Below are 11,657 nucleotides of genomic sequence, written 5' to 3'. Positions count from 1 at the left end.
GCCGCGCGCGGCCGATCGGCCAGGCGCGCACGCGGCGCTGGCTGGCGCCGCCGCTGTCGGGCTCCATGGCACAATTCACGACAATCTTGTTACTCCCTGCCGCGCTGCCGTTGGCATAAAGTTCTCTTGCGGCGCCGATCGCGGCGCACCAACCACCAGGAGGCAGCAATGAACGCAAACACCAAACCATCCCAGCTTCAAGCCAAGGCGCGCCCGGCCGAGATCGTGCGCGAGTACGGCCCCTTCGACGGCGCCGAACGCATCCACGGCGTCACGCACGACGGCCAGCGCGTCTGGGCCGCCACCGGCGACCACCTGATCGCCTTCGACCCGGCCAGCGGCGCCACCACCCGCACGCTCGATGTCGCCGCCGACGCCGGCACCGCCTTCGACGGCACCTATCTGTACCAGATCGCCGAACGGCGCATCGACAAGCTCGACCCGGCCAGCGGCAAGGTGCTGGCCTCGATCCCGGCGCCGGGCGACGGCTACGATTCCGGCCTGACCTGGGCCGAGGGCAGCCTGTGGGTGGGCCAGTACCGCGACCGCAAGATCCACCAGGTCGACCCGGCCACCGGCAAGGTCCTGCGCAGCATCGATTCCAACCGTTTCGTCACCGGCGTGACGTGGGTGGACGGCGAGTTGTGGCACGGGACCTGGGAAGGGGATGACAGCGACATCCGCCGCATCGACCCCGCCAGCGGCGAAGTGCTGGAACGGCTGGAGATGCCGGCCGGCGTCGGCGTCAGCGGCCTGGAATCTGACGGCGCCGGGCTGTTTTACTGCGGCGGCGGTGGCAGCGGCAAGGTGCGCGCGGTGCGCCGGCCGAAGTGAGGGCGCTTAGTATTGGTTGTACTTGCGGGCGTCGCCGCGCACCTGCTCGGCCGGATACTTGGCGGCGTTGAGCGCCATCTTTTCCAGCGCTGCGGCGTGCAGGTCGACGCCGCTCTTGTCGGCCAGCTGCACCAGGTAGAGCAGCACGTCGGCCAGCTCGTGGCGGATGCCCTCGCGGCGGGCGTCATCCAGCTCGGCGTCGGCGCCGGTCTGCAGCCACTGGAAATGCTCGGCCAGTTCGGCCGCCTCCACCGTCAGCGCCATCGCCAGGTTTTTCGGCGTGTGGAACTGCTGCCAATCGCGTTCGGCGGAGAATTGGCGGGTCAGGTCGCGCAGGGCGATCAAGCTGTCGGCTGGGGCGGTCGGGGAGGTCATAGTCGCTGGTGGCAGGGCTGGTGGATGCCGTCATGATAGCACCCGCCGGGGCCCGGTCTGAGTACCGGCTGTGGGCCGTCTGCCCCCCGTTTTCTGCCGTTCGTCGCACAGCGCGGACGGCGCGTTGGCAATGACGCTACAGTGGCGACACTATAACTTCAGGGACGACCCCATCATGCGTACTGCCATCTCCATCGCCGTCATCACCGCCTTCGCCACCCTCGCCGGCTGCGCCGTCATCGTCGTCCCGGACGACGGCAGCGGCAACGGCGGTGTGCGTTACAGCTCCGCCTTCGGCAGTTCGGCAGTGCAGGGCAACGGCCAGCAGGCCACCGAACGCCGCGAAGCGGCCAGCACCGACGGCATCGACATCAACGGCCCGATGCAGGTCGAAGTGCGGGTCGGCGCCGCCACCTCGCTGCAAGTGGAAGGCGACAGCAATCTGCTGCCGATGCTGCGCACCGACGCCAGCGGCGGCATGCTGCGCGTCTGGATCGACGGTAACATCCAGAGCGCCAATCCGCTGCGCGTGATCTACACCACGCCGCAGCTGCGCCAGATCGACGCCAACGGTTCCGGGCGCCTGACGGTCAGCGGCTTGAACGGCGGTCCGCTGAGCCTGAGCCAGAAGGGTTCGCGCCAGATCCAGCTGTCGGGCAGCGTCAGCCGCCTCGATGTGCGCGTCAACGGTTCGGGTAGCGTCAGCGCGGCCGGCCTGCAGAGCGGCTCCACCGTCGCCAGCCTGAGCGGCTCCGGCCGCCTCGACCTGGGCCGCCTGAACGGCGACTCGCTGAACCTGGACATCAAGGGTTCGGGTGGCGTCAACGCCAGCGGCACCGTGCGCAGCATGAATGTGCGCCTGTACGGTTCGGGCAGCGCCGACCTGGCCGGCCTGACCAGCCAGAGCGCGGAACTGGTGTCCTATGGCTCCGGCAGCATCTCGGCCGGCGTCAGCCAGTCGCTGGTGGCCGACGCCACCGGTTCCGGCCACGTCACCGTGTACGGCAACCCGGCGCAGCGCAGCATCAGCGGCAAGCGCGTCAGCGTGATGCAGTAAGCACGTCGGCGGCGTCCGCGGCGTCCACGGTTTCGGGCTCGCCGCCGTCTACCGCCGCCGCCTGCGCCAGCCGGCGGCGGAACTCGAAGTAATCCACGGCGCTGCGGCGCGGCGCCTCCAGCATCGGCAGGTGGCCGATGCCCGGCATCAGGATCACGCGGTGCTCGCCGAACAGCGCGGCCAGCGTGGCCGCGCCGGACGGATGCAGGATGCGGTCCTGCTCTCCCCAGACGATCAACGCCGGCGTGCGCAGCCCATGGTATTGCTGCTCCAGCAGCGGCGACGCCACCACCTGGCGCATGATCTCAGTGTGCAGCGCGAAGTCGGCCGCCGCGCGCCGCGCCAGCGCGGTGCGCACCGAATACGGCAGGAAGAATTTGCGGTGCGCGGAATACGCCAGCAGTCGCGCGAAGTCGCGCTCCGTCGGTACCAGCAGCGGCATGGCGCCGCTGTCGCGATATGCCTCCAGCACGGCCGAACTTTGCGCCGCCGCCGTACCCGCCGCATCCAGCAGCCACACGCTGGCCACCCGCTCGGGATGGCAGGCCGCGAACTGCGCGGCGATGTAGCCGCCCATCGAATTGCCCCCCAAATGAACACGCCCCGGCGCATGGCGGTCGAGGAAGACGCGCAACCGCTCGACCTGGTCGGCGATGGCGTAGCCGGCCTGCGGCGCGCGCCCGGCCTCGCCGAAGCCCGGCAGGTCGGGGATGAGGACGCGGTAGCGCGGCGTCAGGAAGCGGGCGATGCGGGTGAAGTTGTCCTTGTCGCCGGCGAAGCCGTGCACCAGCACCAGCACCTCGCCGCTGCCGCCCTCCAGGTAGGGCATGCTGAAGCCGGGCAGCGCGCCGTCGCGCCGCCGCAGGCCCGCGCGCCTGCGCTCCAGTGCCATGCCGAGGCGGGCCGCCGCCAGCGGCGCCACCCGTTCGAACAGCAGAACCGTAGCGGCCAGCGCCGCCAGGATGATGGTAACGGTATAAATGATATGCATCGTTGCTTGATTCTCCCTTTAGCGCACTTTGAAGAAGGACATGGAACTCTGGAGCTGCTCGGCCTGGCCGCTCATCTCCTCGGCGGTGGCGGCCAGCTGCTCGGAACTGGAGGCGTTCATCTGGGTGGTCTGGCTCAACTGGCTCATGGCCGAGTTGATCTGGCCGGCGCCCGTGGTCTGCTCCTCCGACGCCGCCGTGATCTCCTGCACCAGGTCGGAGGTGCGCTTGATATTGGGCAGCATGGTGTCGAGCAGGGCGCCGGCCTTCTCCGCCAGGCTGACGCTGCCGCTGGCGACCTGTTCGATCTCCTGCGCCGCCACCTGGCTGCGCTCGGCCAGCTTGCGCACCTCGGCCGCCACCACCGCGAAGCCCTTGCCATGCTCGCCGGCGCGCGCCGCCTCGATCGCCGCGTTCAGCGCCAGCAGGTTGGTCTGGTAGGCGATGTCGTCGATGATGCCGATTTTTTTCGCGATCTCGCGCATCGCCACCACCGTCGAGCGCACCGCCTCGCCGCCTTCGCCCGCTTCCTGCGCGGCCTTGCCGGCCATGCCGTCGGTGACCTTGGCGTTCTCGGTGTTCTGCGCGATCGAGGCCGACATCTGCTCGATGGCGGCGCTCGATTCCTCGGCCGCCGCCGCCTGCTCGCTGGCGCCCTGCGACAGCGATTGCGCGGTGGCGCTGACTTCCTCCGAGGCGCTGGCCAGCGCCTCGGCGCCGTCATTGACCTCGCTCACCACCCGCGACAGGTTGTTGACCATGGTGTTCATCGCCGCCAGCAGGCTGGTGGTGTCGCCCGGCTTGATGCGCACCTGCAGGGTCAGGTCGCCGGAGGCCACGCGGTTGACCACTTCGGCTGCGTAATCCGGTTCGCCGCCCAACTGGCGCAGCAGCACGCGCGTGATGAAGGCGCTGATCAGCGCCACCACCACCAGCGTGCAGACCGAGATGATGATCGAGGTGCGCATGGCCTTTTGCTTGAGCACCGTGGCCGCTTCCGCGCCCTGCTGGCCCAGTTCGACGTTGTAGTCGAAGTGGTTCTCGATCGCCGCCTGCATCACCTGGATCTCGGGGCGGGCCTTCTCCAGCAGCACGCGCGCCTTGTCGTCGTGGTTCTGGCGCGATTCGACCAGCACCGCCTCGATCTGCGGCTGCACCTTGGCCCATGAGTCGCGCTCGCGCGCCAGGATGGCCTTGTCCTTGTCGTCGCTGAGCAGCGTCTCGTATTTTTTCATGCTGTCGTCGACGCCCTTGCGCATTTCCGTGATCTGGCCGTCGATTTCCTCTATCTTCTTGGGGTCGTCGTTGAGCACGTGCTGGTTGATGCGGATGCGCATGCGCAGGAAGCTGTCGCGCAGCCGGTCCAGCGTGACCAGGCTGGGCACCGTGTTGACGGTCGAATAGTTGGCGGCCTCGTAGACCTCGGCCATCTGATACTGGCTGACGCCAGCCAGCAGCGCGATGCCGGCCAGCGCGGACCCGGCCAGCACGATCATTTTCTGCACTACGCTTAGTTTCATCGCTTGCTCCCCCAGTTGTGAGTGGCTTACGCGGCAGCCACCGCCGTTTTTCCCTGCAATCGTTCGATCAGCGCCGCCAGCGGCATCGGCCGCGCGTACAGATAGCCCTGCATGCAGTTGCAGGCATGGGCCACCAGGAAATCGGCCTGCGCCTGGGTCTCCACGCCTTCGGCCACCACCCGCAGCCCCAGGTGGCCGGCCATCGCCAGGATGGACTGCACCAGCGCGCGGCTGTTGGCGTCTTCCGGCGTGTCCATGATGAAGCTGCGGTCTATCTTCAGTTCATACAGCGGCATTTTCTTCAGGTAGGCCAGGCTGGAATAGCCGGTGCCGAAATCGTCGATCGAAAAGCGCAGCCCCAGCGCGGCCAGCTGGTGCATGCGGTCTATGGTCTGGTCCATCTTGTCGATCAACAGGCCTTCGGTCACTTCCAGCACCAGCATGCTGGCCGGGGCGCCGGTGTCGGCCAAGGTGCGCTGCACCACCTCGACGAAATCGGCCTGGCGGAACTGGGTCGGGCTGACGTTGACCGACAGCGGCATGGCCAGCCCGGCGCGCTGCAGCTGCAGCACCGCCTCGCAGGCCTGGCGCAGCGCCCACGCGCCCAGTTCAACGATCAGCCCGGATTCCTCGGCCACCGGGATGAACACCGCCGGCGGCACCATCGCGCCGTCGGCCAGCGGCCAGCGCATCAGCAGCTCGCCGCCGACCGCGCGGCCGCTGCGGTCGACCTGGGCCTGCACGTGCATCTGCAGGCTGCCGGCGGCCAGCGCGGCGGCCAGGTCGCGCTCCATGCTCAGGCGCCGCTCGACCTCGGCCTGCATCGCCGTCTCGTAGAAGGCGATGCCGTTGCGGCCCTCGGCCTTGGCGCGGTACATCGCGGTGTCGGCTTCGCGCAGCAGGTCCTGCGCGCTCTGGCCGCCCTGCGGCAGCATGGTCACGCCGATGCTGGCGGTGGAGTTGTAGGTCTGGCCCTCGATCTCGAAATCCTGGCCGATGGCAGCGCGGATCTTTTCCGCCACGGTGGAGGCGGCGAGGGTGGCGCTGTGCAGCTCGTGCGCCAGGTGGCCCAGCAGCACCACGAATTCGTCGCCGCCGATGCGGGCCACGGTGTCGGCCTTGCGCATCAGCTGCGACAGGCGGGCGGCGGCGTTGCGCAGCAGGGCGTCGCCGATGGCGTGGCCGCGCGCGTCGTTGATGGTCTTGAAGCGGTCCAGGTCGATGAACATCACGGCGCTGTAGGTGGCGCCGCGCTCGGAGCTGGCCAGCAGCTTGTCGATGCGGTCCATCAGCAGGCGGCGGTTGGGCAGGCCGGTCAGCACGTCGAAGAAGGCCAGGCGGTGGATATCGTCCTGCGATTTCTTGCGCTCGGTGATGTCGCGCTCGACCGCCACCCAGTGGGTGTTGACGCCGCCCTCGTCGGCGAACGGCACCAGCTCGGTCTCCACCCAGTACGGCTCGCCGGCCTTGGTGTAGTTCAGCAGCTCGGCGCGCACCGCCTCGCTGCGCGCCATGGCCCGCTGGATGTGCTCCAGCACCGCCGCCTCGGTGTCCGGCCCCTGCAGCAGGCGCAGGCTGCGGCCCAGCACTTCGCCGCGCCGGTAGCCGGTGCGGCGCTCGAAGGCCTCGTTGACGAAGATGATGTGCTGGCCCGCCTCGCCGCCGGCGCCGTCCGGGTCGACCTGGGCGATCAGCACCATGTCGTTCAGGCGCGACACCGCGGCCGAGGTCAGGCGCAGTTCGGCGTTCAACGCCGACAGTTCGTGCTGGTGGTCTTGCAGTTCGTTGAAGGAGCGCGCCAGGTGCTGCAGCAGCACGGCGCAGGACAGGGTCAGCACCGCCGTCATGAACATGAAGTTGAGCGTGATGATGGCGGCCTTGAGGAAGCCGTAGTCCGGCATGCCCTCGATATGCAGCTGGGAATTCTGCTCGAAGCCGACCACCATCACCGCCAGCCCGGCCACGCCCAGGGTCCACAGCGCCGGCCGCAGGCCCAGCAGCAGCGCCGCCAGCACCGGGATGGCCATCAGGTAGATCTGGCTGACCGGCCCGACCTTGAGCAGCAGGCCGATGCCGACCACGAAGGCGACCATCAGGAAATTAACGACGCGCAGGGTGTAGGGCAGGCGGCGCAGGCGCCAGATGCCGGCCAGCCACAGCAGCGCGATGATGTCGATGACGACGATGGACCACATGCCTTCGCTGGCCGCCAGCAAGATGCTGGGGATGGCCGTGGCCGTGCCCAGCAGGAAGACGACCAGCAGCAGCTTCGCAAAGATTTGCGCGCGCCAGTGCGCGATGTCGTTCGGCACAGCCACCGTGTGAGCCTCCGAGGTGCGTTTGCGATACCCTATCGTCGATAGTACCCGCAATCGCCCGGCGTGTCAGCTGGGCAAGTTACTTGCTCAGGTCAGTCCCGGGCGTTGACGCTGCCGATGCCGGCCACCGATTTGTTGACGGTCTTCGGATGGCCGTAATAGTCCAGCTCGCCCATGCCCTTGGCGACCGCGTTGAGCAGCTCGGTGGCATGCACGCTGACGTGGCCCACGCCTTCGAAATTGACGTCGACCCGCTCGGCGACTAGCGATTTGGTATCGACTTCGCCGACGCCCTTGGCGTTGACGCGCAGGTACTTGACCTTGCCGTTGGCCACCAGGTGGCCGGCGCCCAGGTAGCCGATGTCGAGGCGGTCGGTGTTGACCTTGTTGAGGATGGTTTCGCCCGCGCCTTCCACCTTGACCCGGCTCAGCGCAGGCACGGTGATGGTGATGCGCGGCTCGTTCTTGCTGGACTTGAAGCTCTTGTCCGGCATGGTGATCAGCAATTCGTTGCCCACCACCTCGGTCTTGAGCGAGCCGACGAACTGGTCGTCGCCGCTGACCACCACCGACTGGGTCTTGCCCACCTCCACCGTCATGGCGAAGGCGCCCTTGGCGTTGATGGCGACGAAGGACGCCAACTGGCGGGTCGATTCGGCGGCCGACGCGGCGGGGCTGAGGGCGCTCAGGGCGAACAGGGCAGGGATCAGGACGGCGGCAGCGGTACGGCGCATGGAATTCCTCGATGAGTTGTTAATTTAAACAATGTGAATTTTACTTAAGCTGGCCGCCGCTGCCGACAACTTTGCGATAAACGGTAAAAATCCGGGGATGTGTTGCATTATGGCTACGTTCAAGCGTAAAAAAACGCCATCCGGGGATGGCGTTTTTTTTGCGCGCTGCGGCTTATTTGTTGCTCACTTGCTGCTCAGGCATTCCTTCATGAAGCCCTTGCGCTCGTCGCCTTTTTTGCCGGTGGCGTCGGCGTTACATTTTTTCATCTTCTCCTGCTGGGTCACTTTCGGCGCCGGCGCTTCGGCCTTGGCGCTCAGGCATTCCTTCATGAAGGCTTTGCGGTCATCGCCTTTTTTGCCGGTCGCATCAGCGTTGCAGGTTTTCATCTTGCTTTGCTGCGCCGTCGGCTCGGCGGCAAAAGCCGCGCCGCTCAGTGACAGGATCAGGCTGGCAACGAACAGTGTTTTCATTTTCAATTCCTCGAAGGTCGATGGACGGTAGGTGCGGCGGATTGCTTGCCACGCGGCCACTATAACCGAGTTGGCAAGCACCGGCCATTCCTATTGGCCTTCCTCCACGAACACCACGGTGCTGCGCGCGGCGACGGTGAACTTGCCGCCGTCGCTGACGTAGTTGCCCACGCGCGCGCTGCGGCCGCCGTCGGCGCCCAGCTGGATGCGGTGCACGCTCAGCTTGCGGCCCGCCAGCTCCGGTACGGCGATGGTCTTGCCCACCTTGTCGACGTTGAACAGCACCACCACCATCTTGTAGCGGGCGCCGTCATAGCGGCTCGGCTGCTGGCCGTCGATGCTCATGACGATCAGCCCCGGCACCTGCTGCGGCCCGGTGTTATGGAAGCGCAGCCGCTCCGACACGTCCTGCGCCGTGCGCAGCCGGAACAGGCTGCTGTCCTGGCGGATCGCCAGCAAGTCGTTGACGGCGTTGCGGGCGCTGACGATGGCGACGTTGTCGGCCTTGAGCAGCGGATTGGCCAGCAGCGGCGACATCAGCGGCCAGTTGTCCTGGTTGACGCCGGCCATCGGCAGGCCGACGCCGAAGTTGTTCGACTGGTAGCTGTAGTCCAGCTTGTTGAACCAGTCGCCGGCGTCGTAGCTGTCGCGGTCCATCGATTTCGAGCGCAGGATTTCCTGGCCTGCGTGCAGGAAGGGCACGCCCTGTGCCAGCACGTTGATGGCCGCGCCCAAGGTCTGCACCTTGACGCGGTCGGCCATGCTGGTGCCGACCGGCAGCTTGTAGGCGTTCAGGTCGTACAGCGTCTGGTTGTCGTGCGCCTCGACGTAGTTGATGGTCTCGGCCGGATTGGCGGCGAAGCCCGCCTGCTGGCCGAAGTAGTCGATCTGCGAATTCTTGCGCAGCGTGCCGGTGCGGTCGACGAAGCTGTAGTCGCGCAGCGTGCCGGACAGGCCCACCTTGACCAGGTCGCCCAGGCGCAACAAGTCGTCCTTGGTCTGCGTCGATTGCGCGTTCGGATCGTAGTAGACGCCGTTGATGAAGCCTTGCTGGCTGATCAGGCTGGAGCCGCTGTCGCAGCAGCCGCCGCCGCGCACGGTGTCGCGGATGCGGTCGTTGAACGAGCCGATGCCGCTGCCGTACATATTGGCCTGGCGCGCCTGCACGAAGCGGGCGTCGTTGCCGACCGTGCCGAAGTTCCAGGCTTCGCCGTACAGGTAGATGTCGCGTCCGGCCGCGCTGTTGACGGCCGTCTGCAGCTGCTTCATCACGGACAGCGGCGTGAAGCCCATGATGTCGAAGCGGAAGCTGTCGACCTGGTAGTCGCGCGCCCAGGTGCTGACCGAATCGATCATCAGCTTGGCCATCATGGCGTTCTCGGACGCGGTGTCGGCGCAGCAGCTGTCGTTGGTGATGCCGCCGCCGGCGTTGAGGCGGTAATAGTAGGCCGGCACGATTTTATCCAGCACCGACAACGGTCCCTGCTGCGAAGCGCTGGTGTGGTTGTAGACCACGTCCATCGTCACCCGCAGGCCTTGCTTGTGCAGGCCCTGCACCATGGCGCGGAACTCGCGCACGCGCACCGCGCCGTCGTTGGCGTTGGTCGAGTAGCTGCCTTCCGGCGCCGTGTAGTGGACCGGATCGTAGCCCCAGTTGAAGCAGTCGCCGCCGCGCGTGGCTTCCACCTTGGCCTGCTGGTCGCCGGCGTTGGCGGCCGCGTTGGGGATGGTTGGCGTGGTGCAGCCGGCTTCGTTGACGCTGGCGTAGTCGAACGACGGCAGCAGGTGGATGTGGGTCAGGCCGGATTTCTGCATCAGGCTCAGGTGGCGCATGCCGTCCGAGTCCTGGTCGGTGAAGGCCAGGTATTTGCCGCGGTGCGCGGCCGGCACGGTGGCGTCGCTGGCGCTGAAATCGCGGATGTGCAGCTCGTACAGGGCGATGTCGGTCGGGCTGTCGAGGCGCGGCACCTTATGGTGGTCCCAGCCGTCCGGCTTGAGCGCGGCGCTGTCCAGGTTGGCGACGAAGCTGCGCTGGCTGTTGGCGTTCAGGCTGAAGGAATACGGATCGGTGACGCTGTTGTCGACCAGCGTGTTGCCGGCCCAGCGCGACAACACCTGCACCTGGTAGGTGTAGTAGTAACTGTTGACCCAGCTGGCGTCCGGCGCGGTGTAGCTCCAGACGCCGCTGGCGGCGTCGCGGCTCATGGCGCGGGTCAGCGTGCTGGCGCTGGTGGCGTCCGGGTACAGCTTGAGGCTGACCGACTTGGCGGTCGGCGCCCACACGCGGAAGGTCGGCACGCCGTTGCGGTCGTAGCTCAGGCCCAGCGTGGCGCGGCTGGCGGTCGGCGCGAACACATGGTCCAGCATGCCGCTCATCTGCAGCGACGTCACCTGCAGCAGCTTGCCGCTGGCGTCGAGCTGGGCCACGGCGAACTGGCTGCTGGCGTTGGCGAGCGCGACGGCGGTGTCGGCGCGCGCGATGGTCAGCGCGGTGGCGCCGGCCAGGTGCGGATATTTCTGCTGCAGCGCGGCCGGCAAGGTCCCGGTGCTCAGCGTGATGCTGCCGTCGGCGCCGGTGACGCCGGCCGCGCTGGAGCCCAGGCCGCCGTTGGCCGCGTAGTACAGCTTGTAGCTGCCGCCGGCCGGGGCGCCCGGCCAGGCCAGCGTGGCGGCCTGCAGCCAATGTGCGCTGGCGTTGTTGAGGTTGCCGTAGCTGATGGCCGGCGGCGCGCTGTAGACGGTGCAATCGCCTTCCAGCATCCAGACTTCCTGGCCGTTGGCGGCGATGTCGGGGCTGAAGTTGGCCGACTGGTCGTTGCCGCAGTTCTTGTTGCCGCTGCCGTCGGTCACCAGGAACCAGATCGCCGACTTGGCGGTGTTGACGGGGATGTCGACGTAGCCGCCGAAGTCGTCGCTCTGGGTCATCATGAAGCGGCCGCTGATCCAGCCGGGGCTGGGGTTGACCGGGCCGTCCCACGAGTACACGCCCCACTGGCTGGCGTCGCCGGCGGCGCGGTGGAAGTGCATGCGGATGTTGGCCGGGGCCGGCGGCGCCGCCACCAGGCCCGACACCATCTTGCCGCCCAACAGTTTGGCGCTAGTGGCGGCGTTGCCGGCGCTGTCGCTGCCACCGCAGGCGGCCAGCAGGGCGAGCACGCCCGTGGCCGTGATAAATTTCAGATGTGAAACTAAACTACATTGCAGTTTCATGTAGGTCTCCGTGTTGTATGGGTATTTGCCTCCAATCGTCTGCGGACTGGATGGGTCTGTAATATTACTACTTAAAAAATGTGGAAATGATAAATATTCATCGCGGTGTTGTTGGCCGTGGACAGGCAAAAAAAACGCCACCCGAAGGT

At 67.0% G+C, this 11,657-nt stretch carries 9 protein-coding genes; 2 read left to right on the top strand and 7 right to left on the bottom strand.

Annotated features, from left to right (window positions below):
• The first annotated feature begins 168 nt into the window (after positions 1–168).
• The gene (locus V6M89_RS20980; RefSeq protein WP_332854989.1) at positions 169–834 is read left to right on the top strand and encodes a Vgb family protein; all 666 of its coding nucleotides are present in this window, start codon (positions 169–171) and stop codon (positions 832–834) included.
• A 6-nt stretch (positions 835–840) separates the two neighbouring features.
• Here the strand turns inward: V6M89_RS20980 and V6M89_RS20975 are convergent, their stop codons facing one another.
• Complete coding sequence (locus V6M89_RS20975) at positions 841–1,209, bottom strand: nucleotide pyrophosphohydrolase (protein ID WP_332854988.1); 369 nt, start codon at positions 1,207–1,209, stop codon at positions 841–843.
• Between the two features lie 175 nt (positions 1,210–1,384).
• Here V6M89_RS20975 and V6M89_RS20970 point away from each other — a divergent pair, with 175 nt between their 5' ends.
• The gene (locus tag V6M89_RS20970; protein ID WP_332854987.1) at positions 1,385–2,266 is read left to right on the top strand and encodes a head GIN domain-containing protein; all 882 of its coding nucleotides are present in this window, start codon (positions 1,385–1,387) and stop codon (positions 2,264–2,266) included.
• On the opposite strand, the gene V6M89_RS20965 is transcribed toward V6M89_RS20970, so the two are convergent.
• The 6 genes from V6M89_RS20965 to V6M89_RS20940 all read right to left on the bottom strand — a co-directional run bounded on the left by V6M89_RS20965 (position 2,250) and on the right by V6M89_RS20940 (position 11,508).
• Complete coding sequence (locus V6M89_RS20965) at positions 2,250–3,257, bottom strand: alpha/beta fold hydrolase (protein WP_332854986.1); 1,008 nt, start codon at positions 3,255–3,257, stop codon at positions 2,250–2,252. The genes V6M89_RS20970 and V6M89_RS20965 overlap by 17 nt on opposite strands.
• Before the next feature lie 18 nt (positions 3,258–3,275).
• Complete coding sequence (locus V6M89_RS20960) at positions 3,276–4,775, bottom strand: methyl-accepting chemotaxis protein (RefSeq protein WP_332854985.1); 1,500 nt, start codon at positions 4,773–4,775, stop codon at positions 3,276–3,278.
• 26 nt (positions 4,776–4,801) lie between these two features.
• Positions 4,802–7,093: a putative bifunctional diguanylate cyclase/phosphodiesterase gene (locus tag V6M89_RS20955; protein ID WP_332854984.1), complete on the bottom strand. Its 2,292-nt coding sequence runs from the start codon at positions 7,091–7,093 to the stop codon at positions 4,802–4,804.
• Between the two features lie 92 nt (positions 7,094–7,185).
• Positions 7,186–7,827 (bottom strand): GIN domain-containing protein, encoded by a 642-nt coding sequence (locus tag V6M89_RS20950; protein ID WP_332854983.1) that lies wholly within the window; start codon positions 7,825–7,827, stop codon positions 7,186–7,188.
• A 183-nt stretch (positions 7,828–8,010) separates the two neighbouring features.
• Entirely contained in the window at positions 8,011–8,298 is a 288-nt protein-coding gene (locus tag V6M89_RS20945) for a PsiF family protein (protein WP_332854982.1), read from the bottom strand.
• Between the two features lie 90 nt (positions 8,299–8,388).
• Positions 8,389–11,508: an alpha-1,6-glucosidase domain-containing protein gene (locus V6M89_RS20940; RefSeq protein ID WP_332854981.1), complete on the bottom strand. Its 3,120-nt coding sequence runs from the start codon at positions 11,506–11,508 to the stop codon at positions 8,389–8,391.
• Positions 11,509–11,657 lie beyond the last annotated feature (149 nt).

Source organism: Duganella sp. S19_KUP01_CR8 (genome assembly GCF_036688705.1).
In the GTDB taxonomy this organism is placed as follows: domain Bacteria; phylum Pseudomonadota; class Gammaproteobacteria; order Burkholderiales; family Burkholderiaceae_D; genus Rugamonas.
Note: the sequence above shows the minus strand (reverse complement) of the source record. Positions and strands in the feature narration are given on the sequence as shown.

What these genes read in the sequence shown, in the direction of transcription:
- V6M89_RS20960 (WP_332854985.1), bottom strand. Translation starts at nt 4,775, where the DNA reads ATGAAACTAAGCGTAGTGCAGAAAATGATCGTGCTGGCCGGGTCCGCG.
- V6M89_RS20980 (WP_332854989.1), top strand. Translation starts at nt 169, where the DNA reads ATGAACGCAAACACCAAACCATCCCAGCTTCAAGCCAAGGCGCGCCCG.
- V6M89_RS20970 (WP_332854987.1), top strand. Translation starts at nt 1,385, where the DNA reads ATGCGTACTGCCATCTCCATCGCCGTCATCACCGCCTTCGCCACCCTC.
- V6M89_RS20940 (WP_332854981.1), bottom strand. Translation starts at nt 11,508, where the DNA reads ATGAAACTGCAATGTAGTTTAGTTTCACATCTGAAATTTATCACGGCC.
- V6M89_RS20945 (WP_332854982.1), bottom strand. Translation starts at nt 8,298, where the DNA reads ATGAAAACACTGTTCGTTGCCAGCCTGATCCTGTCACTGAGCGGCGCG.
- V6M89_RS20965 (WP_332854986.1), bottom strand. Translation starts at nt 3,257, where the DNA reads ATGCATATCATTTATACCGTTACCATCATCCTGGCGGCGCTGGCCGCT.
- V6M89_RS20975 (WP_332854988.1), bottom strand. Translation starts at nt 1,209, where the DNA reads ATGACCTCCCCGACCGCCCCAGCCGACAGCTTGATCGCCCTGCGCGAC.
- V6M89_RS20950 (WP_332854983.1), bottom strand. Translation starts at nt 7,827, where the DNA reads ATGCGCCGTACCGCTGCCGCCGTCCTGATCCCTGCCCTGTTCGCCCTG.